Genomic DNA, 21,069 nt, shown 5'->3' with positions numbered 1-21,069 from the left:
CGTCTCAGCCTTCGAGTACAGCCATCGCGGCGTTGTGCCCGCCGATGCCGGAGACGGCGCCACCGCGCACCGAACCCGAGCCGCACAACAGGATCCGGTCATGCGCGGTGGCCACACCCCAGCGCTGCGCCGGCGTTTCCAACGGAGCGTCGTCCTCAGCGAACGGCCACCGCAGCGCGCCGTGGAAGATGTTGCCCGCGGTCATCCCGAGGGCCTGTTCCAGATCGGCGGTGGTCTTGGACTCGATACACAGCCGGCCGGCGCCGTCCTCCATGAGGACATCCTGGATCGGTTCGGCCAGAACCGAATTGAGCGAGTTCAGCACCGCCGAGGTCAGCCGGTCGCGCGTCCGGTCGGGATCGCCGGCGGCCAGTGAGTGCGGGGTGTGTAGACCGAATACGGTGAGCGTCTGGGCCCCCGAGCCGCGCAGGTCCTCAGACAGGATGCTGGGATCGGTCAGGGAGTGGCAGTAGATTTCGCACGGGAGCGGATCGGGGACGCGCCCGGAGGCGGCGGCGTCATAGGCTCCGGCCAGCTGGCTGAAGGTCTCATTGATGTGGAAGGTGCCGCCGAATGCCTGCTGGGGCGTGACGTGTTCGTCCCGAAGCCGGGGGAGTCGACGCAGCATCAGGTTGACCTTCACCTGCGCGCCGGGGGCGGTCTCGGGGGCCGGTTCGCCGAGTAGGCCGGCGAGCACCGCCGGGGTGACATTGGCCAGCACGCGCTCGGCAGAAACCTGCCGCGCCGTTCCGCCCTGCCGGTAGCGCACCTCACCCTCTGGGTTGACCGCGTAAACATCTGCACCGGTGATGATTTCGGCACCGAAGCCGGCCGCGGCGGCAGCCAGGGCCCCGCTCACCGCACCCATCCCGCCGACCGGCACGTCCCAGTCGCCGGTGCCGCCGCCGATCAGGTGGTAGAGAAAGCACGCGTTCTGGATCAGCGACGGATCATCGATGTCGGCGAACGTGCCGATCAGGGCGTCGGTGGCCATCACGCCGCGCACCAGATCGTTCGACACCGCGTTGGTGATCGCCTCGCCGATCGGCCGTTCGATCAGCGCTTCCCAGGCCGCGGCGGTTTCGTTGTCGTGTCCGGTGAGCACGCCCCGGCGCATCTCGGCCCGGCTGCGCAGCGGCTGCAGCAGCGTCGGCCAGATCCGGGACGTGATCAGCCCGCACCGGCGGTAGAAGTCGCTGAACCCGGCCGCGTCGGTGCCGGCGCCGATCGCATCGAATGTCGGCTGCGGGCCGATCAGCAGTCCGGTGGCGCCGCCGGTGGCCGGATCGGGCGTGTAGGACGAGATTCGGCGCCGGGACAGCCGGATTCGGGCTCCCAGGTCGCTGATGATGCGTTGGGGTAGCAGGCTGACCAGGTACGAGTACCGCGACAGGCGGGCATCCACACCGTCGAAGGCGTGCGCCGAAACTGCCGCGCCGCCTACGTGGTCGAGGCGTTCGAGCACCTGCACCCGGCGTCCCGCCCGGGCCAGGTAGGCAGCGGCCACCAAGCCGTTGTGCCCGCCGCCGATGATGACGGCGTCCAACGCCTTTCCTGTCACGTCACGCCCTGCCGGTCAGCCTCGATAGCCTTCGACCTCGTCGGCCCCGCGTTTCTCGGCCAGGCCCGGGTCCTGTCCCGTGTCACGCAGCGCACGACGCTGCCGCAACAGGTCCCAACACTGGTCGAGGGCGACTTCCAGCGATCTCAGTCGTTGTTGCTCTTCGGATTCGTCTATTTCCCCTCGCTGCAGTTTGGTCCGGAGCTCCTGCTCTTCGGCAACGAGCCGGTGAACTTCGGCGAGGATGTCCTGATCTTTGGCCACACAACCAGTCTGCCGGACTACCGTTGATCCGGTGAGTACAAAACCTGAGATCGAGTTTCCGGACGGACCTGCCCCCACCGAATTGGTGATCAAGGACCTGGTGGTCGGCGACGGCGCCGAGGCGGTGCCCGGCGGCAACGTCGAGGTGCACTACGTGGGCGTCGAATACGACTCCGGCGAGGAGTTCGACAGCTCGTGGAATCGCGGAGAATCCATCGAATTTCCATTGCGGGGCTTAATTCAGGGCTGGCAGGACGGAATTCCCGGGATGCGGGTCGGTGGTCGGCGCCAGCTCATCATTCCGCCGGCACAGGCCTATGGCCCTGCGGGTTCGGGGCATCGGCTTTCGGGCAAGACACTGATCTTCGTGATCGATCTGCTCGCCACCCGTTGACGTGTCTTTGGGTTCGGAAAGTATTGGCCGAACCTAACCGTCAATTTCCATTTGCTGCTACCGTCAACCTGTTTCGCGGCTGTAGATAACTGTTCGTCGACTACAGGAGTGCCCAAAATGTCGGGTTCGGACGAATCTCGGACAATCACAGGCTGGCAAACAGCCTCCAAGTTATATCGACGACCACCCGGTTTGGGTTGGTTGCTGGCGCTGGCGGCAGTTCCATTGTTGCTGGGCCTGATCGGATGGGGCGGACTCGACCGCTCGCACAAGAACACTGATGTGACGCTTCCCGATGTGAATCCCACGGCGACATTGAGCGTTCCGGACGTGAATGCCCCGGATCTCAACGCGCCCAATGTCAATTTGCCGAACCTCTCGTTCGCGCCGTTGTCGATCGCCCGTAACGGCAACGGCTTCACCCTCACCGGTGATCTGCCCGACGCCGCGGCCAAAGCCTCGCTGTTGGATTGGCTGCGCGGAAAGTTCGGTGCGGACGTCAATCTGGTCGACAACCTGAATCTGCGTCCGGGTGTGAGCACCCCCGATGTGTCGGCCCTGGGCAAGGTGTTCGACGCCGCGGCCGAGGGCATTCCGGATTTCAACTTCAGCGTCGACGGTGACACGCTGACGCTGACCGGTACGGCGCCGTCGGCGCAAGTGCGTGACGCGGTCGAGGCGGCCGCGAAGGCGGCCTGGCCGAACATCAAGCTCGTCAACAACATTCAGATCGCGGCCGCTCCGGCTGCCCCCGCGCCACCGGCGCCCGCGGCTCCTGGTGCACCGGGTGCTCCCGGTGGCACACCGGGACCCTGCGCGGCGTTGCAGGGCGATGTGAGTGCACTGCTGCGTACTCCGATCAACTTCAGCACCGACGGGTTCGCTGTGGCCCCGTCGTCGCAGCAGCTGCTGTCGCAGGTGGCTGACAAGCTCAAGTCGTGCGAAGGCGCAAAGGTGGCCGTCACCGGTTACACCGACAGCTCGGGCAATGACGCGATCAACATCCCGCTGAGCGGCAACCGCGCCAAAGCCGTTGCCGATTATCTGGTTTCGCAGGGTCTGGCGGCCGATCACGTGACGTCGTCCGGCGCGGGTTCGGCGAATCCGATCGCCGGCAATGACACCCCCGAAGGCATGGCGAAGAACCGCCGCGTCGAGATCACGGTCAATTAGGGAGATTCGACATGGACTTCGTAATCCAGTGGTTGTGGTATCTGCTCGCGTTCGTGGTGGGGTCTCTGGTGGCCTGGCTGATTTCGGTGGTGACCGTCAAGCCCACCAGTGAGGAAGAGGCGTTCGCCGAACTGCCCGGCTCGCGTGAGATTGGAGCAGGACGATGAGCGATCTGAACTGGTGGTTGATGGCCCTGGCCTTCGTGCTCGGGCTGGTGCTGACGCTGGCGCTGACCCTGCGCAGGGTGAAGCGGGAGGTGCCGGTGTACGGCGCCCTGGGTCGTCGGCCCGATGCTGCGGCGGCGGCCGGGGACGGTAGGGCCGCGGCCGCTGGTGGAACGGCCGGTGCTGCAACGGCTGTCGCCGATGACGCCACGACCAAGCTGCCCAGGGTCGGTTCGGGGGACGAGCCCACCACCCAGCTGCCCAAGGTCACCAGCGCGGGTGCCGCGGCGGCGGGTGCGGCTGCCGCCGGTGCCGCCGGGGCGGCCAAGTTCGCCTCCGGCGGGGGTGCCCACGAGGCTGCCGGTGACGGCGTCAAGGTCGTCGAGGAGACGCCGTACGGTGCCGGTTCGGTCCGGGTCTCGGGTGCGGGCACGCCGACGGGTTATCTGATCAAGGGCAACGAGGATTCGATGCTCTATCACTCGCCGGAGAGTCCGTCGTACTCGGTGACCATCGCCGAGATCTGGTTCGCCGACGTCGAATCCGCCGAGGAGGCCGGGTTCAACCGATGGGACAGCGGTAAGTCCCAGCGCGACAAGAAGTAGCGGCAACGCAGATCGCCCGCCTCCACAACCGGAGGCGGGCGATTTGTGTTCGGTGCGTGGTCAATGCGGGCCGGGCAGGCGCAGCAGCAGCCGCGCCCCGCCCAGTGGGCTCGATTCCAGAGTGGCTGTGCCACTGTGTAATTCGGCCTGCTGGGCCACCAGTGCCAGTCCCAGGCCGGAGCCCAACCTCGATGCCGTCGATCCCCGGGAGAAGCGTTCGAACACCATCACGCGTTCTTCCTCGGGCACACCCACGCCGTCGTCGTCCACCGCGATCTCCACGCCCTCGCGGGAGCTCACCGCCGACAACAGCACTCGGGTGGCGCCGCCGTGTTTGACGGCGTTGGCGATCGCGTTGTCCACGGCCAGCCGCAGCCCGGTGGGCAGTCCGATGATGATCACCGTCGGTGAGGGCGCCAGCGCGACGTCGAGATCGGGGTAGACGCGCATGGCGTCGTGGGCGGCGCGGTCGAGCAGTTCGGTGATGTCGACGGTGACGTGGTCGTCGGTGGTGGACAACTCGCCCTGGGCGAGCCGTTCCAGGGCGCCGAGGGTGGCCTCGATCCGCGACTGCGTGCGGATGACGTCGTTGACCACTTCCTTACGCTCATCGTCGGGCAGGTCCAGGGTCGACAGGACCTCCAGGTTGGTCCGCATCGCGGTCAGCGGGGTGCGCAGCTCGTGGGCGGACACCGAGGCGAAGTCTCGGGCCGAGGCCAACGCGGCCTTGGTGCGGTCCTGTTCCTTCCAGATGCGTTTCAACATGCCGTTGACGGCGTCGGCGATCTCGACGGCCTCGCTGGCACCGCGCACCTCGACGTCGGGGGCCTCGTCGCCCGCCTCGATCTCGCGGGTCTGCTCGGCCAGTCGTTTGAGCGGGCGCACCGCGAACGCGGCCAGCACCCAGCCCAGCACCGTGGCCGCACCGACCGCGAACACACAGATGATGAGCACCCGGCGGTGCAGGTTGTTGGTGTCGGCGATGGTGGCGTCGTAGGTCGCGCCGACTGCGACCCACATGGGTCCGGGGGCGGGAATCTGCACGGTGCGTACCCGCCAGCGCACGCCGTCGATGTAGGTGTCGGCGTATCCGTCGGGCAGCTCGGGCAGGATCACGTTCGAGTTCGACGAGACGTTTCCGGCCTGGCGCACGGTGATCACCGCGTCCTGGTCGCTCGGGGAGCGGGGGATCTCGCCGAGGCCCCGCGGCAGGAACGGGATGGCGAAGCCGGCGGCTTCGTCGAGGCGGCGGTCCAGCCGTTCCTTGCGGTCGTTGGTGATGCCGACCCAGACGATGGTTCCGACGATGACGACGACGATCGCCGCGCCGATGGCGGTGGCGAACGCGACCCGGGTCCGCAGCGACGGTGTGCGGCGGAAGATCCGGGTCAGCGGCCTCATTTCGCTATTGGGTCCTGAGGACGAATCCGACCCCGCGGACGGTGTGCAGTAGTCGCGGCGCGCCGCCGGCTTCCAGTTTGCGGCGCAGGTACCCGATGAATACGTCCACCACGTTGGTGTCGGCGGCGAAGTCGTAGCCCCAGACCAGTTCCAGCAACTGCGCCCGGGACAGCACGGCGGTCTTGTGCTCGGCCAGCACGGCCAGCAGGTCGAACTCGCGTTTGGTCAGGTCCACGTCCACACCGTTGACGCGGGCGCGGCGGCCGGGGATGTCGACCTCCAGTGGGCCGACCTGGATGGTCTCGGAAGAGAAGGTGGCCGATGCGCCGCGGCGGCGCAGCAGCGCCTTGACCCGGGCCACCAGTTCCTGCAGCACGAACGGTTTGACCAGGTAGTCGTCGGCGCCGGCTTCCAGGCCGGCCACGCGGTCGTCGACGCTGCTGCGGGCCGAGAGCACGCAGACCGGCACGTCGTTGTCCATCGCGCGCAGCGCGGTCACCACACTGACGCCGTCGAGTACCGGCATGTTGATGTCGAGCACGATCGCATCCGGGCGGGTCTCGGTGGCGCTGCGCAGCGCCTCGGCCCCGTCCACGGCCGTCGAGACGGTGAACCCGGACAGCCGCAGCCCGCGTTCCAGCGACGCGAGCACGTCAGGGTCGTCGTCTACGACGAGGACCCGGGGCGAGGCCATGCCACCGGTAGCGCTATCCATAACCGCCATCTTGCCCGATGAACAACGGTGAATCGCGCAGGCGCCCGGGAAGTCTTTGACCTCAATAATTGTTCAGGTTTTACGGTGATGTACATGAATATGGAAACAGTGGCCCGGCAGTCGCTGTACAGACAGGCCCATGCGCGCGACGGAGACCTCCGCGCGCTGGCCGACCGGCGCCTGCTGTCGCGGATCTGGCGGTTCGCCGCGCGCCACCATCGCAGGCTGGGCGGGTTCGTCGCGATCAGCGTGGTCAGTGCGCTGCTGACGGTGACGACGCCGGTGCTGGCCGGCCGTGTGGTCGACGCGATCACGCAGGGCGGCCCGGCGTCGACGGTGGTGCTGCTGGCCTGCACTATCGCTGCGATCGCCGTCGCTGAAGCCGCAGTGGCCCTGTTGACCAGGTGGTTGTCGTCGAACATCGGCGAGGGTCTGATCCTGGACCTGCGCACCGCGGTGTTCGACCACGTGCAACGCATGCCGGTGGCGTTCTTCACCCGCACCCGGACCGGCGCCTTGGTGAGCCGCCTGGGCAATGACGTGATCGGGGCGCAGCGGGCGTTCTCCGACACGCTCTCGGGCATCGTCGCCAACGTCGTGACCCTGACGCTGACGCTTGTGGTGATGCTCAGCATCTCGTGGCAGATCACCCTGCTGTCGTTGGCGCTGCTGCCGTTGTTCGTGCTGCCCGCCCGTCGCATCGGCACCCGGATGGCTGGGTTGTCCCGCGAGGCGGCCACGTACAACGCCACGATGAACACCCAGATGACCGAGCGGTTCTCGGCCCCGGGAGCCACCCTGGTCAAGTTGTTCGGCAGCCCGGAGACCGAGTCCGACGAGTTCGCGGTGCGTGCCGGCCGGGTGCGTGACATCGGGGTGCGCACGGCGATGCTGCAGTCGACGTTCATGAACTCGCTGACGCTGATGTCGGCGCTCGCCCTGGCATTGGTCTACGGGCTGGGCGGCGTGCTGGCGATCGGCGGGCAACTGCAGGCCGGTGCGGTGGTGTCGCTGGCACTGCTGCTGACCCGGCTGTATGCGCCGCTGACCGCACTGGCCAACGCGCGGGTCGAGATCGCCAGCGCCCTGGTGTCGTTCGAGCGGGTTTTCGAGGTGCTGGACCTGGTGCCGCTGATCGCCGAGGAACCCGATGCCGTGTCTGTGCCGGATGGTCCTGTCGAGGTCGAATTCGACCACGTCCGGTTCTCCTACCCTTCGGCGGACAAGGTGTCGCTGGCCTCGCTGGAAGAAGTGGCGACGTTGGACGACCGCGGCGGTGAGGAGGTGCTGCACGGCATTTCGTTCACGGCCCGGCCCGGCCAGATGGTGGCGCTGGTCGGATCGTCGGGGGCGGGCAAGTCGACCATCGCGTCGCTGCTGGCCCGGCTCTACGACGTCGACTCCGGTTCCATCAAGCTCAACGGGGCCGACGTGCGGGACGTGACGTTCGGGTCGCTCAAGGACACGGTGGGCATGGTGACCCAGGACGGGCACCTGTTCCACGAGTCGATCCGCGCCAACCTGTTGCTCGCGGCGCCCGAAGCTGGTGAGGACGAACTCTGGGAGGCACTGCGCCGGGCTCGGCTCGATGACGTGGTCGCGGCCATGCCCGACGGCTTGGACACGGTTGTCGGTGAGCGCGGATACCGTCTGTCCGGAGGGCAGCGGCAGCGGTTGACCATCGCGCGCCTGCTGTTGGGACGATCACGGGTGGTGGTGCTCGATGAGGCGACGGCGTCGCTGGACTCGGCCTCGGAGGCCGCCGTTCAGCAGGCCCTCGCCGAGGCATTGGGCGGGCGCACCTCGATCGTCATCGCGCACCGGTTGTCCACGGTTCGCGCCGCCGATCTCATCCTGGTCATCGAGGACGGGCGCATCGTCGAACGCGGCACTCACCGCGAGTTGCTCGCCCGGGGTGGCCGCTACGCCGAGCTGTACGACACGCAGTTCTCCCAGGAGGTCCCGGCGGCATGAAGTTAATCGTTTGCCCCTGATGGGAAGATTGATCCAGTGAGTCAACCCGCGATCGCCACATCACCGAAGCGGATCCGGACCAGTTCAGATCTGTGGCGGCTGTTGCCTTATCTGTTGCCGTACCGGGCCCGCTGGATCGTCATGATCGTGGTGGCGGTGGTCAGCCTCGCTGCGACGGTGGCGATTCCGCTGATGACCAAGGCCGTCATCGACGGTCCGGTGCGTCACCAGGATCCGCACGGGTTGTGGGTACTGGGTTCGGCTGCGGTGGCGGTCGGCATTTCCGAGGCGGTGCTGTGGTTTATCAGGCGCTGGATGGTGGCCCGCGCCACCATGGGCGTCGAGGCCGACATCCGCAAGGATCTCTATGCGCGGCTGCAGATCCTGCCGATGAGCTTCCACGGCCGCTGGCAGTCCGGGCAGCTCCTGTCGCGGGTTATGAACGATCTGTCCACGATCCGCCGGTTCCTGTCCTTCGGGTTGGTGTTCCTGATCCTCAACACCCTGCAGATCGTCGTGGTGACGTCGATCCTGCTGGCCATGTACTGGCCGCTGGGTGTGGTGGTGCTGGTGTCGATCGTGCCGATCACGCTGACCGTCCTGCATTTCGAGCGGGAGTACACTCGGTTGTCGCGGCTGGCGCAGGACCAGACCGGCCACGTCGCAACCCATGTCGAGGAGGCCGCGCTCGGGCTGCGGGTGGTCAAGGCGTTCGGCCGCGAGGACTACGTCTTCGACCGGTTCGACGAGCAGGCCACGCAGCTCTACGAGACGCAGTTCGCCAGGGTGAGTGTCTCGGCGAAGTTCTGGACGCTGCTGGAGGTCATCCCCAACCTCACGCTGATCGTGGTGTTGGGGTTCGGTGCGTACGCGGCGGGCCACGGCCACGTCACGATGGGCACCCTGGTCGCCTTCATCACGATGATGCTGTCGCTGGTGTGGCCGATCGCCTCGCTGGGTTTTCTGTTGTCGATGACGCAGGAGTCGTTCACCGCGGCCAACCGCATCGCCGAGATCTTCGATGCGCCCATCGACATCACCGACGGTCCGGTGTCGCAGCCGCCGCGCGGCGGCCGGCTGGAGCTGCGGGATGTGGGCTTCAAGTTTCCCGACGGTGACGAGTGGGCTCTACGCCATGTCAACGCCGTGGTGGAACCGGGACAGACGCTGGCGCTCGTCGGCGCGACCGGGTCGGGTAAATCGGTGCTCGCCGCGTTGTTCTCGCGGTTGTACGACGTCACCGAAGGCCAGATCCTGATCGACGGCCGCGACATCCGCGAGCTGAGCCTGCCCGTGCTGCGGCAGGCCGTGGCCACCGCGTTCGAGGATCCGACGCTGTTCTCGATGTCGGTGGCCGAGAATTTGCGGCTGGGCCGTGCGGATGCCACCGACGAGCAGCTGGGCCAGGCCATCGAGATCGCGGCCGCACAGTTCGTCTACGACCTGCCGTTCGGCCTGGACACCCGGATCGGTGAGCAGGGCATGAGCCTGTCCGGTGGTCAGCGCCAACGCCTTTCGCTGGCCCGTGCGATCCTGGCGGCGCCCAAGATACTGGTGCTCGACGACACGTTGTCGGCGCTGGACGTGCATACCGAAGCCGTTGTGACGGAGGCCCTCGGGCGCGTCCTGCGCGGGGTGACGGGCATCATCGTGGCGCACCGCGCATCGACCGTGCTGTTGGCCGACAAGGTCGCGCTCCTGCAGAACGGAACGATCACCCACATCGGGACACACGCCGAATTGCTGGCACAGGTACCGCAATACCGCTACCTGCTGGCCGCCGATGACCAACTCGATGACGCCTGCGAGCGCAGTTGCGCATGGGAGGACGACGAGGAGTTGGGCCGGTTGCAGCGCGGGCATGCCGAACGGGCGGCCATCGATGAGGTGGGCGGGCCCCCGCATCTTAGTGCGGAGGTGCAGCGCCGATGACCACTACACAGTGGCGTGGCCGCCTGAGCGACGACGAACATGACGACTCCGACAACACCGCCGCCGGCACGTCCACCCTTCCTATCGACGAGAGCGTGCCGCTACGCCGTGAGGCCCGGGCACTGCTCATGTCATTGCTGCGCCCCTACCGGTGGACGGTCGCCGTGCTGGCACTGGTGGTCGTGGTGGAAAACGCTGCCCGGCTGTCGGTTCCGATCCTGGTGCAGCGTGGTATCGACCGCGGCATCCCGCCGATTCTGGAGGGCGGCCCGGCCCGTGAGCTGATGCTCATCGTCGGCACGCTGTGCGCGGTGGTCATCGTGCAGGCGATCAGCCGCATGTTCTTCCTGCGGCGCTCCGGCCGGGTCGGCCAGCGGGTGCTGTTGGAGTTGCGCCGCCGGGTGTTCCGCCATTTCGGCCGGCTCGATGTGGCCTTCCACGACCGGTATACGTCGGGCCGGGTGGTCAGCCGGTCCACCAATGACGTCGAGGCCATCCAGGACATGCTGGAAACCGGTTTCGACAGCCTGATCACCGCGGCGCTGACGTTGTTCGGCACCGCGATCCTGCTGGTGGCGCTCGATTGGCGGCTGGGCCTGATGTGCCTGGCGGCGTTCCCGATCCTGGTCGCCCTGGTGTGGTGGTTCCGCAACGAGTCGGGCAAGACCTACCGGCTGGTGCGGGAAAGTGCGGCGCTGGTGATCGTGCAGTTCGTCGAGACCATGACCGGGATCAAGGCCGTGCAGGCCTACCGGCGCGAGCCGCGCAACCAGGAGATCTTCGACGACGTCGCCGACGGGTACCGGGCGCTCAACGAGAAGACCTTCAAGCTGCTGGCGATCTTCATGCCCGGGGTCAAACTGGTCGGCAACCTCACCACCGGCGCGGTGCTGCTCTACGGCGGCTACCGGGTGCTGCGCGGCGAGATGACCATCGGCACGCTGGCCGCGTTCCTGCTCTACCTGCGGATGTTCTTCGAGCCGATGCAGGAGATCTCGCAGTTCTTCAACACCTTCCAGTCGGCGTCCTCGGCTCTGGAGAAGCTGGCCGGGGTGCTGGCGCTGCAGCCCGCCATCGCCGACCCGGAGGTGCCGGTCACATTGCCTGCCTCCAAGGGCGGCATCGTGTTTCACGACGTGCGGTTCGAGTACGCCCCGGGCCGTCCGGTGTTGCCCGGGCTGGAGCTCTCGGTGCCGGCCGGTCAGACCGTGGCGCTGGTGGGCACCACCGGCGCGGGCAAGACCACCATCGCCAAGCTGATCGCCCGGTTCTATGACCCCACGGCCGGATCGGTGACGCTGGACGGTGTGGATCTGCGCGACCTCGCGCAGGCGGAACTGCGCCGCCACGTCGTGATGGTCACGCAGGAGAACTTCATGTTCGCCGGGACGGTCGCCGACAACATCCGCTTCGGTCGACCGGATGCCACCGATGCGCAGGTGCGGGAGGCCGCCGTCGCGGTCGGTGCAAACCGCTTCATCGAGCCATTGCCCGACGGGTATGACACCGATGTCGCCAAGCGCGGTGGCCGGCTGTCAGCCGGGCAGCGGCAGCTGGTGGCGTTCGCCCGGGCATTCCTGGCCGATCCGGCGGTACTGATCCTGGATGAGGCGACGTCGTCACTGGATATTCCGAGCGAGCGAATGGTGCAGCGCGCGTTGGAAACCGTGTTGGCCGACCGCACCGCGCTGGTGATCGCCCACCGGCTCTCCACGGTGCAGATCGCCGACCGGGTACTCGTGCTCGAGCACGGCCGCATCATCGAGGACGGCGCACCGGCCGATCTCATCGGTCGGACCGACGGGGCCTACGCCGCGTTGCACCGCGCCTGGATGGATTCGCTGGCGTGACGGTGCCGGCGCCTACCGCTTGGCGGTGACGTGCAGTACGGCGTCGTAGCTCTGCGGGCCTGAACCGATGCGCACCGTGATGTCCCACTGGCCCGGCGCGGAGAGGTCTATGTCGGCGCGGTAGTCATCGGTGCGCTCTGGCGTGGCCTCGACCGTTGGTGCGGCCAAACCCATCTCCGGCATCCGTGGTTCGAAACGGACCCACTCCGGCGTCGGGGTTTCGCCTGCGCTTCCCAGGATTTCCACGGTCAGTGGCCCGACCCCGACCTTGGGCGGATCACCCTTCAACCGCACCAGGTACGGCCCCGCGGTGGCCTCGGCGGCGATGGGCGGCCGGGGCTGCGGCCACAACAGCCACAGCATGCCGGCGCCCACCGCGACGACGATGACGGCGATGCCCAGCCAGTGCATGCGGTTCACGGTGCCGGCTAGAGCTTTTCGATGTCGGGCAGTGTCCAGGTCTTGTCGAACAGCGCGGGTTTCGGGCCGTAGAGCCGGAACAGCACTTCGAACCGGCCGTCGGGCTTCGTCGGAATCCAATTGGACTGCTTGCCTTCTGGAGCCCGCGGTCCGAAGTAGATGTCGACGGATCCGTCGGGGTTCGTCACGAGGTCGGGTCGGTGTGAGGAGCGGCTCGCGTGCGGCAGGTCGCGGATCAGTGCGTGGGTCGCCCGGTCGTACACCGTCGCCGACCAGTAGAGCGAGACCGGCGGGTCGGCAGGGACCCGCAGCCGGTAGGTCGCGGCGCCGTCGAATGGCTCGCCGCTGGCATCAGCGATCGTCATGACGTAGAACTGGCCCTGCCCAAGATGTTTGGCGCTGAAATAGATGAACGAGTACAGTAGGCCGCGATCGTCGACGGGGTAGCTGGCGGGGTCGGCGAATCCGGTTTGCATGCCCTGGACCACCTCGGGCGAGGCGGGCACGGCCCAGTGGGTCCCGTCGAAATACGGCGAGGCGAAGAACCGCGGATAGTTGGCGTCGAGCCAGTCGTGTGCTTCGGCGGCGGCCGCATCGAGCACCGACGTGAGCTCAGCGTCGGGGGTGAAGGGCTTGCCCTGCTCGATACCGATCGACTTCAGCACCGAGATCATCACCCGGTCCCGCTGTAGCCACGGCTCGCGCTGGATGAACTGGTGAAGCAGTTCGAAGAACCGGATGTCGTAGGGGATCGTGCTGTCGTACAACGCACCTGATGCGTCGGCGAAGACCGTCGGCTCGGGACCGGACAGCGGATAGACCTTGATGCGCTTGCCGTACTCGGCCGCCGTGGCGACGTCGGCGTCGTCACTCGATGCGACGTTGGACCGCAGCGCCCCGAACCCCGTATAGGTCGTCGACGGCATCGGGATGTAGCCGTCGGGAACCTCACCGTCGAACCCCGGCGGCAGGATCAGGTACTTGCCCCCGGCGCCCTTGTCGACCCCGGCGGGCCCGACGTCTTCGAGCGCTTCCTGCCAACCGTTGTCGACCGACCCGGTGATCGAACCACCTTCTGCGGGTGGGATTTCCAGCACGACCGGGCCGGCCTGGGTGTTGTAGAGCGGGAAGAAGTACAGCGTGTCCGGATTCGGGGTCAGCGTCTGGTTCTTCCAGTCCAGCAGCTTCGACCAGAACACCACCTGGTTGTCGCCCGCGCCGACTCCGGCTGCCGCTTCGCGCAGCAGCTCGAAGTTGACGGCGGGCATACCCCAGATCACAGCCTGCACCGCACGGGAACGCATCAACGGGTCCATGCCCAAGACGCTAGTCCGTCACCGCACGGTGTCGAAGAACGTCTTCACATCTTCGACGAACAAGTCCGGCTGTTCGAAGGCGGCGAAGTGTCCGCCGCGCGGCATCGTCGTGTAGTGGGTGACGTTGTAGCCGGTCTCGCACCAACTGCGGGGCGCTCGCAGAATCTCCAGCGGGAACGACGCGATACCGGTCGGCAGGCTGACGTATTCGCCACCGCCCCAGGTGTTGTGGCTCTCCCAGTACAACCGGGCCGACGAAGCCGCCGATGCGGTGAGCCAATAGAGCATGACGTTGTCGAGCAATTCATCGCGGTGCACCACATTCTCGGGGTTTCCGTCGCAGTCCATCCATGACCAGAACTTCTCCACGATCCACGCCAGCTGGCCGACGGGGGAGTCCACCAGTCCGTACCCGACGGTCTGTGGCCGGGTGGACTGTTGCTTCATGTAGCCCGAATCCCACTTGCGGTAGTACTCGATCCGGGCGAGGGCCTTCTGCAGGTCCTCGGTCATCTCGCCGATGCCCTCGGCCGGCGGCTGCGCGATCGGCATGTTCACGTGAATGCCGACGCACGAGCCCACGTTGCGGCCGATCTGCGTCGTCACCGCGGCGCCCCAGTCGCCGCCCTGTGCACCGTAGCGGCCGTAGCCCAAGCGGGTCATCAACGTGTCCCAGGCCTGCGCGATCTTCCCGATTCCCCACCCTGTTGCGCTCGGCTTGCCGGAGAACCCGTAGCCGGGCAGCGAGGGACACACCACGTCGAACCCGGCCTCGGTCAACGGCTCGATGACCTTGTGGAATTCGACGATCGACCCGGGCCAGCCGTGGGTGATCAGCAGTGGGAACGCGTCCTCACGCCCGGATCGCTGGTGGATGAAATGGATGTCCAGGCCGTCGATCTCGGTGGTGAAGTGGTCGAACCGGTTCAGCGCGGTCTCGCGGGCGCGCCAGTCGTACTCGTTGGCCCAGTAGGCCGCCAGATCCTTGGTGTAGTCCAGCGGGATGCCCTGGGTCCAGTCCTCGACGCACTCGGCCTCGGGCCATCGGGTCCGGTTGACTCGCTGCTTGAGGTCGTCGAGATCGGCGTCGGGAATTGCGATGCGGAAGGGGCGGATCTGAGCCATGCCTCCCAATCTGCCAGAGGCAGCTCCAGAGGTCAGGGAATCTGGCGCAGCCGCCGCGCCTTGGAGACCGCCTCGTGACGGTTGCGCGCCCCGAGCTTGGCCGCCGCGCTGCGCAGATAGCTCTTCACGGTTTCCGGCTTCAGTGAAAGCCGTTGGGCTGCCTCAGCATTGGTGCAGCCCAGGGCGACCTGCGCCAGCACGTCGACCTCGCGGACGGTCAAGGGGGCGCTGGCCGGCGGGTCCCCACGCAAGGCGACCGCCAACCGGTCGGCGAGCTCGCGCAACGGCCCGGCCAGATCCGGGGTGTCGGCCGCAAGCCGGCGCAGGTCGGCGTGCACCTCGCGGATCTGTTCGGTGTCGGCCAGTTGGTCGGTGAAGTTGGTCAGCGCGCTCTCGCGCATCCGCATGCGCCGGTCGACCTCGTCGCGGACCCGAAGCTCGTCGCTCAACCGCTGCGCCGAGGCCACCATCGCGGTCGCGGTGCGGTCGCCGATCGGGGCGCTGGTGCGGTGCGCCCCGTACAGCACGGCCCGGGTGGCGCCGTCGACGACGACCGGCACCGCCAGGATCGAGCGGATCCCCTCGGACAGCACCGGCTCGTCGTAGTCGTGGGTGATGGTCGAGGCGCGCCGGTAGTCGGGCACCGAGATGGGCCGGCGGGACACCACGCTGGCCCCGCCCAGCCCGGCGCGGGGCAGCACCGCGAGCCCGCGCATGGCGCCGGTGCGGGTGCCGAAGAACTCGCTCAACAGGAGGGTGTCGTCGTGCACCTGCCCACCGAAGGCCAGCGGAAGCCCGGTATCGGTGGCCATGCGGCGCAGCTCGGCGCGTACCGCGTCGGCGTCGCGAGGCCGCAGCAACCAGGGGCGCATCGTACGTACACACTTTCGGGGTAGCGGGCAAGTGTGACGTAGAGCATAACGGTCATGAACGCGAGTAACACGGACGGCTCCAGCGGTGCTCGGGACCAACTGGTCGCCACCATCACGGGCTACCGCAGTGCTGTCGAGGAGTCCGCATGGCCGCAGATCAGGAGGGTCGGTGCCCGGTTCGGGTCTATGGCGGAACTGGTGAGTCTGCTCTGCATGCGGGTTGAGCTTGGCGGTTCAGGCCAGGAGGTATTGGGTGGCCAGGGCGAGGACCTCGGCGCGGCTGTACGCGCTGTGGTCAGCGGCAACCGACTGGTTGGCGATGGCGAGGCAGAGAGCGAGCATGCTGCGTGCCTCGGCATCGCCGGGGTCGGGACAGAAGGAACTGAACAGTGTGCGGAGGTAGTCCATGCGCCGGTTGTCGACGCGACGCAGGCGTTCGGCGACCACTGGGTTCCAGCGCGCCCAGTCGCGGATTGCCAGCTCGACGGGCATCAGTGGAGAGAGTGGGACACGGGTGCCCAGTAGTCGTACTTTGTCCCGGGCGTCTGTGCCATCGGCCTCGATGCGCGCGATGACCTGGTCTGCGCCTTGCTGCTCCCAGGTGTCCAGCAGCGCCTCCAGGAGCGCCTCCCGGTTCTTGAAGTGCCAGTAGAAGCTACCTCGGGTAACTCCGAGTGCCTTGCCCAGCGCGTCGACGCGGACGGCGTCCGGGCCGCCTGTGGCAAGCGCGCGCAACCCCTCTTCGATCCAGGCTTCACGTGGGGCGCGGGCTGTGGCCGCCATCGTTGTCTCCAGTCTGTGTGATCTGCGACATGGCACCTTGTCGTCGCCGTCTCTTGGAGCCTAGTCTTCATCCATACAGTACACCACTGTATGGATGAAGGAAGGCGAGCGCGATGCGACTCCCGAACGCCGCCCACACCGCCCGCACCTGGCGAATCCACGAGATAGCCCCAGATTTCACCCTCGAGGACATCTGGGAACTGCCAACGGCCGCGGCTGGCAGTCGTCGGTCGGCCGGCCCGCCACTGGCGTCACCCCGACAGGAGCCTGATTTCACATGACCAAATGGGCTGGCCGCATCCTCGCCATCATCGGCGGCGGACACCTGACCCTCGGGCTGTGGTTCAGCCGGGCCTCCTTCGGAGACTGGCTGACGTTGCGGCTGTGGGGCCACTGGCGGGACGACACACCGGCGGCCCATGCCTTCTGGAGCAACCCTGCCGGTTTCGGTCTGCCGTTGCTACTCGTCGGTTTGCTCGTGCTGTGGATGGACCGACGCGGCCTGACCCCGCCCGCCTTCCTTGCCTGGATGGTGTTGGTCTGGGCCATCGTGTGCGCCGTCATCGCTGAGCCGACCCCGGCGCCGCTGCTGGTGGTCGCGTCGGTCCTGCTGTTGTGCGGAATCCGCCGCGCCGCCGCACACGCCCCGGCCCTTCGCCGCACGCCAGGGTGAGCGGCATGACCGCCGGGTCACCTGCCCACCGAAGGCCATCGGAAGCCCGGTATCGGTGGCCATGCGGCGCAGCTCGGCGCGTACCGCGTCGGCGTCGCGAGGCCGCAGCAACCAGGGGCGCATCGTACGTACACACTTTCGGGGGTAGCGGGCGGGCAAGTGTGACGTAGAGCATAACTGTCATGAATGTCGTCGCGAGCAACACGGACCGCTACCGCGGTGCCCGTGACCAGCTGGTTGCCACCATCGCGGACTATCCCCGCGCCGTCGAGGAGTTCGAATGGCCGCAGATCAGCGGCACCTTCAACTGGGCTGTCGACTGGTTCGACGCCATCGCCAGGGGCAACGACCGCACGGCGCTGTGGATCGTCGAGGAGGACGGTTCGCAGCAGCAGGTGACCTTTGCCGAGATGGCGCAGCGGTCCGACCGCGTCGCGGCCTGGCTGCAGGGGCTCGGCGTGAGCAAGGGCGACCGGGTCCTGTTGATGCTCGGCAATCAGGTCGAGTTGTGGGAGGCCATGCTGGCCATCGCCAAGTTGGGCGCGATCATCATGCCGACGACCGGGGCGCTGGGGCCGGCGGACCTGTCCGATCGCATCGCGCGCGGCGGAGCGCGGTTCGTCATCGTCAACACTGCCGATGCGGTCAAGTTCGCCGAGGTGCCGGGCGACTACGTGCGCATCGCGGTGGGCGAGACCCCAGCCGGCTGGCACCGCTACGCCGACGCCTACGAGGTGACACCGCGGCGGTTCGAGGCGTGCACGACGGTCGATGACCCGATGCTCATCTACTTCACCTCCGGCACCACGAGCAAGCCGAAGCTGGTCGAGCATTCCCAGGTGAGCTACCCGGTCGGGCATCTGACCACGATGGCCTGGATCGGCGTCAAACCTGGTGACGTGCACCTGGCGATCAGCTCGCCCGGTTGGGCAAAGCACGCCTGGAGCTGTTTCTTCGCACCGTGGATCGCCGAGGCGACGATCTTCGTCTACAACTACGCGCGCTTCGACGCGGCGGCACTGATGGGCCAGCTGCGGCGGGCCAAGGTCAACACGTTCTGTGCCCCGCCGACGGTCTGGCGCATGCTGATCCAGGCTGACCTGGGCGAGCGGCCCGAGGGATTGCGGGAGATCCTGGGCGCCGGTGAGCCGCTGAACCCGGATGTGATCGCCCAGGTGGAACAGGCTTGGGGGCTGACGATTCGCGACGGGTTCGGCCAGACCGAGACCTCGCTGCTGGTCGGCAACACTCCGGGCCAGCCGGTGAAACCCGGCTCGATGGGCCGTCCGATGCCGGGTGTCCCGGTGGTGCTGGTGGATCCGATCACGTCGACGCCCGCCGTCGAGGGGGAGATCTGCCTGGACCTGGCGGCGCACCCGCGCAACCTGATGACCGGCTATCTCGGTGATCCGCAACGCAATGAGGCCGTGATGGCCGGTGGCTACTACCACACCGGTGACGTAGCCGTCCGTGACGAGGACGGCTACATCACCTACATCGGCCGCACCGACGACGTGTTCAAGTCCAGCGACTACAAAGTGTCGCCGTTCGAGTTGGAGAGCGTGCTGATCGAGCATCCGGCCGTGGTCGAGGCCGCGGTGGTGCCGCAACCCGACGACACCCGGCTGTCCGTGCCCAAGGCATATGTCGCGCTGGCCGATGGCTGGGAAGCCAACGCGGACACGGCGAAAGACGTCATGACGTATGCCCGTGACCATCTCGCGCCGTACCTCAAGGTGCGCCGGGTCGAGTTCTTCGAACTGCCCAAGACCATCTCGGGCAAGATCCGCCGCGTCGAGTTGCGCAAGCGTGAGGACGCGGCTCATGAAGCGGGCGAACCGATTTCCACCGAATACCGTTACGAGGATCTAGTGGAATGAATACGGCGATGAGTTCCTATGACCGTGGCCCCACCGATGTGCCCGTGCTCGAAGAGACCATCGGGGCGAACTTCGAGCGCATGGTGGCGGCCGGGCCGGACGCCGAAGCGCTGGTCGAGGTGGCCACCCGGCGGCGCTGGACCTATGCAGCGCTCAACGACGAAGTCGACGCGGTGGCGCGGGGGCTCATCGCCCTGGGCGTGCAGAAGGGCGATCGCGTCGGCATCTGGGCGCCCAACTGCGCCGAATGGGTGATGCTTCAGCTCGCGACGGCGAAGACCGGCGCGATCCTGGTCAACATCAACCCGGCGTACCGCACCCACGAACTGGCCTACGTACTCAAGCAATCCGGCATTCGGACCCTGGTGTCGGCCACCGCGTTCAAGTCCTCCGACTATGTGACGATGGTGGCCGAGGTGCAGGCGGAGTGTCCGGCGCTGAAAGACATCATCTTCCTCGGCACCCTGGATTGGGACCGGCTGCACATCGAGCAGGCCGACGAGGAACAATTGCGGGCACGGTTCGGTGAACTGTCCAACACCGATCCGATCAACATCCAGTACACCTCGGGGACAACAGGATTCCCCAAGGGAGCGACGCTCAGCCACCGCAACATCCTGAACAACGGGTTCTTCGTCGGCGGGCTGATCAATTTCGACCGCGGCGACCGGGTGTGCATCCCGGTGCCGTTCTACCACTGCTTCGGCATGGTGATGGGCAACCTCGGTGCGCTGACCCACGGTGCGACGATCGTCATCCCAGCACCGGGATTCGATCCCGGCATCACGCTGGCCGCGGTCGAATCCGAGCGGTGCACCGCGCTGTACGGCGTGCCGACGATGTTCATCGCGATGCTCGGGCATCCCGACTTCGCCCAATTCGACCTGTCCTCACTGCGGACCGGGATCATGGCGGGCTCGGTGTGCCCGGTCGAGGTGATGAAGCGCGTTGTGGCCGACATGCACATGGCCGAGGTGGCGATCTGTTACGGCATGACCGAGACGTCACCGGTGTCGTGCCAGACGCTGGTCGACGACGATCTGGAGCGTCGTACCGGCACCATCGGGCGGGCCCATCCGCATATCGAGGTCAAGATCGTGGACCCGGACACCGGCGCGACGGTCGAGCGCGGGCAGTCCGGTGAGTTCTGCACCCGCGGTTACTCGGTCATGCTCGGCTATTGGGATGAGCCGGTGAAAACCGCGGAGGCCATCGACGCCGAGGGTTGGATGCACACCGGGGACCTGGCGGTGATGCGCGAGGACGGCTATTGCACGGTCGTCGGCCGCATCAAGGACATGGTGATCCGCGGCGGTGAGAACGTCTATCCCCGTGAGATCGAGGAGTTCCTCTACACCCATCCCGACATCGACGACGCCCAGGTGATCGGCGTGCCCGACGCCAAGTACGGCGAGGAGGTCTGCGCCTGGGTCCGGATGAAACCCGGCCGTGCGCCGCTGGACACCGAGGCGCTGCGGGCATTCGCCGCCGGGAAGCTGGCGCACTACAAGATCCCGCGCTACGTGCTTGTCGTGGACGAGTTCCCGATGACGGTGACGGGCAAGATCCGGAAAGTCGACATGCGTGACGAGAGCGTCAAGTTGCTTGGGCTTGGCCCCGGTCCTGCCGGCGGGTGGGCGCCGACGAACGACGATCCCCGTCGATCGTCGCCCGACGTAGCCACAAGTGACCCGGACCAACCTCTGTAATGCGGCACCGACCTGCGACGTTTACCCGGCGGTCAGGGGGAGGCGGAAACGTCTCGATGGCCCGGGATTCCGCGGTGACCACGCGATTTGACTCATTTGTTAGCGCTCGCGTAACTTATTGCAGGTCAGAGCGACACGGACAAGCGCCGGGGAGCGAAGACGGAATCCGAGAGAGACACCCATTACGGTGGGTCTTCTCACTGTCCGTGGTAGAGTTCAGCGGCTTTTAGCCGCGGGGTTTCTGTGCGGCAAACTCGG

19 protein-coding genes are annotated in these 21,069 nt (G+C 67.0%); 10 read left to right on the top strand and 9 right to left on the bottom strand.

Annotation, left to right across the window (positions count from 1 at the left end; genetic code table 11):
• Positions 1-4: 4 nt before the first annotated feature.
• Both ACWEFV_RS17195 and ACWEFV_RS17190 read right to left on the bottom strand, forming a co-directional pair.
• The gene (locus tag ACWEFV_RS17195) at positions 5-1,546 is read right to left on the bottom strand and encodes a phytoene desaturase family protein (protein ID WP_450071227.1); all 1,542 of its coding nucleotides are present in this window, start codon (positions 1,544-1,546) and stop codon (positions 5-7) included.
• A 30-nt stretch (positions 1,547-1,576) separates the two neighbouring features.
• Positions 1,577-1,825 (bottom strand): DUF2630 family protein, encoded by a 249-nt coding sequence (locus ACWEFV_RS17190; RefSeq protein WP_135452708.1) that lies wholly within the window; start codon positions 1,823-1,825, stop codon positions 1,577-1,579.
• 31 nt (positions 1,826-1,856) lie between these two features.
• Here ACWEFV_RS17190 and ACWEFV_RS17185 point away from each other — a divergent pair, with 31 nt between their 5' ends.
• The 4 genes from ACWEFV_RS17185 to arfC all read left to right on the top strand — a co-directional run bounded on the left by ACWEFV_RS17185 (position 1,857) and on the right by arfC (position 4,161).
• Positions 1,857-2,219, top strand: coding sequence for an FKBP-type peptidyl-prolyl cis-trans isomerase (locus ACWEFV_RS17185; RefSeq protein ID WP_135452709.1), 363 nt, complete (start codon positions 1,857-1,859; stop codon positions 2,217-2,219).
• A gap of 117 nt (positions 2,220-2,336) precedes the next feature.
• The gene (gene arfA, locus ACWEFV_RS17180; protein ID WP_450071042.1) at positions 2,337-3,392 is read left to right on the top strand and encodes a channel-forming protein ArfA/OmpATb; all 1,056 of its coding nucleotides are present in this window, start codon (positions 2,337-2,339) and stop codon (positions 3,390-3,392) included.
• Positions 3,393-3,403: 11 nt separating this feature from the next.
• Positions 3,404-3,559, top strand: coding sequence for a channel accessory protein ArfB (gene arfB / locus ACWEFV_RS17175; protein WP_167857730.1), 156 nt, complete (start codon positions 3,404-3,406; stop codon positions 3,557-3,559).
• Positions 3,556-4,161, top strand: coding sequence for a channel accessory protein ArfC, sunset domain variant (arfC, locus tag ACWEFV_RS17170; RefSeq protein WP_450071041.1), 606 nt, complete (start codon positions 3,556-3,558; stop codon positions 4,159-4,161). Before arfB ends, arfC begins: the two co-directional genes overlap by 4 nt.
• A 60-nt stretch (positions 4,162-4,221) precedes the next feature.
• Here the strand turns inward: arfC and ACWEFV_RS17165 are convergent, their stop codons facing one another.
• Together ACWEFV_RS17165 and prrA are read right to left on the bottom strand one after the other, a co-directional pair.
• Positions 4,222-5,562, bottom strand: coding sequence for a sensor histidine kinase (locus tag ACWEFV_RS17165; protein WP_450071040.1), 1,341 nt, complete (start codon positions 5,560-5,562; stop codon positions 4,222-4,224).
• A gap of 4 nt (positions 5,563-5,566) precedes the next feature.
• Positions 5,567-6,277: a two-component system response regulator PrrA gene (gene prrA / locus ACWEFV_RS17160; RefSeq protein ID WP_003884623.1), complete on the bottom strand. Its 711-nt coding sequence runs from the start codon at positions 6,275-6,277 to the stop codon at positions 5,567-5,569.
• A gap of 93 nt (positions 6,278-6,370) precedes the next feature.
• Between prrA and ACWEFV_RS17155 the strand changes: the two genes are divergently transcribed.
• Genes ACWEFV_RS17155 through ACWEFV_RS17145 form a run of 3 tightly spaced genes read left to right on the top strand, consistent with a single transcriptional unit; the run spans position 6,371 to position 12,033 of the window.
• Positions 6,371-8,251, top strand: a complete 1,881-nt coding sequence (locus ACWEFV_RS17155; protein WP_450071039.1) for an ABC transporter ATP-binding protein — start codon at positions 6,371-6,373, stop codon at positions 8,249-8,251.
• Between the two features lie 36 nt (positions 8,252-8,287).
• Positions 8,288-10,183, top strand: coding sequence for an ABC transporter ATP-binding protein (locus ACWEFV_RS17150; protein WP_450071038.1), 1,896 nt, complete (start codon positions 8,288-8,290; stop codon positions 10,181-10,183).
• The gene (locus ACWEFV_RS17145) at positions 10,180-12,033 is read left to right on the top strand and encodes an ABC transporter ATP-binding protein (RefSeq protein ID WP_450071037.1); all 1,854 of its coding nucleotides are present in this window, start codon (positions 10,180-10,182) and stop codon (positions 12,031-12,033) included. Before ACWEFV_RS17150 ends, ACWEFV_RS17145 begins: the two co-directional genes overlap by 4 nt.
• Positions 12,034-12,045: 12 nt before the next feature.
• Here ACWEFV_RS17145 and ACWEFV_RS17140 read toward each other — a convergent pair whose 3' ends face one another.
• From ACWEFV_RS17140 to ACWEFV_RS17120, 5 genes are all read right to left on the bottom strand, one after another.
• Positions 12,046-12,444, bottom strand: coding sequence for a FixH family protein (locus ACWEFV_RS17140; protein WP_450071036.1), 399 nt, complete (start codon positions 12,442-12,444; stop codon positions 12,046-12,048).
• Positions 12,445-12,461: 17 nt separating this feature from the next.
• Positions 12,462-13,769 carry a DUF1254 domain-containing protein gene (locus ACWEFV_RS17135; protein ID WP_450071035.1) on the bottom strand — a complete coding sequence of 436 codons (1,308 nt, stop codon included), beginning with the start codon at positions 13,767-13,769 and terminating at the stop codon, positions 12,462-12,464.
• 18 nt (positions 13,770-13,787) lie between these two features.
• A complete protein-coding gene (locus tag ACWEFV_RS17130) occupies positions 13,788-14,894 on the bottom strand; it encodes an epoxide hydrolase family protein (protein ID WP_450071034.1) in 1,107 nt (368 codons plus the stop codon).
• 32 nt (positions 14,895-14,926) lie between these two features.
• Positions 14,927-15,766, bottom strand: coding sequence for a LuxR C-terminal-related transcriptional regulator (locus tag ACWEFV_RS17125; RefSeq protein WP_450071033.1), 840 nt, complete (start codon positions 15,764-15,766; stop codon positions 14,927-14,929).
• A gap of 234 nt (positions 15,767-16,000) precedes the next feature.
• The gene (locus tag ACWEFV_RS17120; RefSeq protein WP_450071032.1) at positions 16,001-16,549 is read right to left on the bottom strand and encodes a TetR/AcrR family transcriptional regulator; all 549 of its coding nucleotides are present in this window, start codon (positions 16,547-16,549) and stop codon (positions 16,001-16,003) included.
• 277 nt (positions 16,550-16,826) lie between these two features.
• Between ACWEFV_RS17120 and ACWEFV_RS17115 the strand changes: the two genes are divergently transcribed.
• The 3 genes from ACWEFV_RS17115 to ACWEFV_RS17105 all read left to right on the top strand — a co-directional run bounded on the left by ACWEFV_RS17115 (position 16,827) and on the right by ACWEFV_RS17105 (position 20,811).
• Positions 16,827-17,222 carry a DUF6463 family protein gene (locus ACWEFV_RS17115; protein ID WP_450071031.1) on the top strand — a complete coding sequence of 132 codons (396 nt, stop codon included), beginning with the start codon at positions 16,827-16,829 and terminating at the stop codon, positions 17,220-17,222.
• A 182-nt stretch (positions 17,223-17,404) separates the two neighbouring features.
• On the top strand, positions 17,405-19,102 hold the full coding sequence (locus tag ACWEFV_RS17110) for an AMP-binding protein (protein WP_450071030.1): 1,698 nt from the start codon (positions 17,405-17,407) through the stop codon (positions 19,100-19,102).
• An 8-nt stretch (positions 19,103-19,110) separates the two neighbouring features.
• On the top strand, positions 19,111-20,811 hold the full coding sequence (locus ACWEFV_RS17105) for an AMP-binding protein (protein WP_450071029.1): 1,701 nt from the start codon (positions 19,111-19,113) through the stop codon (positions 20,809-20,811).
• Positions 20,812-21,069 lie beyond the last annotated feature (258 nt).

It is taken from the genome of Mycobacterium sp. NPDC004974, from assembly GCF_053600815.1.
The sequence above is the reverse complement of the archived record's forward strand: the minus strand, read 5'-3'. Positions and strand labels throughout refer to the sequence as shown.

Coding starts and splice junctions, on each gene's coding strand:
- ACWEFV_RS17165 (WP_450071040.1), bottom strand. CDS start 5,562: ATGAGGCCGCTGACCCGGATCTTCCGCCGCACACCGTCGCTGCGGACC.
- arfB (WP_167857730.1), top strand. CDS start 3,404: ATGGACTTCGTAATCCAGTGGTTGTGGTATCTGCTCGCGTTCGTGGTG.
- ACWEFV_RS17135 (WP_450071035.1), bottom strand. CDS start 13,769: ATGGACCCGTTGATGCGTTCCCGTGCGGTGCAGGCTGTGATCTGGGGT.
- ACWEFV_RS17140 (WP_450071036.1), bottom strand. CDS start 12,444: ATGCACTGGCTGGGCATCGCCGTCATCGTCGTCGCGGTGGGCGCCGGC.
- ACWEFV_RS17110 (WP_450071030.1), top strand. CDS start 17,405: ATGAATGTCGTCGCGAGCAACACGGACCGCTACCGCGGTGCCCGTGAC.
- ACWEFV_RS17115 (WP_450071031.1), top strand. CDS start 16,827: ATGACCAAATGGGCTGGCCGCATCCTCGCCATCATCGGCGGCGGACAC.
- ACWEFV_RS17130 (WP_450071034.1), bottom strand. CDS start 14,894: ATGGCTCAGATCCGCCCCTTCCGCATCGCAATTCCCGACGCCGATCTC.
- ACWEFV_RS17155 (WP_450071039.1), top strand. CDS start 6,371: ATGAATATGGAAACAGTGGCCCGGCAGTCGCTGTACAGACAGGCCCAT.
- ACWEFV_RS17120 (WP_450071032.1), bottom strand. CDS start 16,549: ATGGCGGCCACAGCCCGCGCCCCACGTGAAGCCTGGATCGAAGAGGGG.
- arfC (WP_450071041.1), top strand. CDS start 3,556: ATGAGCGATCTGAACTGGTGGTTGATGGCCCTGGCCTTCGTGCTCGGG.
- arfA (WP_450071042.1), top strand. CDS start 2,337: ATGTCGGGTTCGGACGAATCTCGGACAATCACAGGCTGGCAAACAGCC.
- prrA (WP_003884623.1), bottom strand. CDS start 6,277: ATGGATAGCGCTACCGGTGGCATGGCCTCGCCCCGGGTCCTCGTCGTA.
- ACWEFV_RS17145 (WP_450071037.1), top strand. CDS start 10,180: ATGACCACTACACAGTGGCGTGGCCGCCTGAGCGACGACGAACATGAC.
- ACWEFV_RS17125 (WP_450071033.1), bottom strand. CDS start 15,766: ATGCGCCCCTGGTTGCTGCGGCCTCGCGACGCCGACGCGGTACGCGCC.
- ACWEFV_RS17105 (WP_450071029.1), top strand. CDS start 19,111: ATGAGTTCCTATGACCGTGGCCCCACCGATGTGCCCGTGCTCGAAGAG.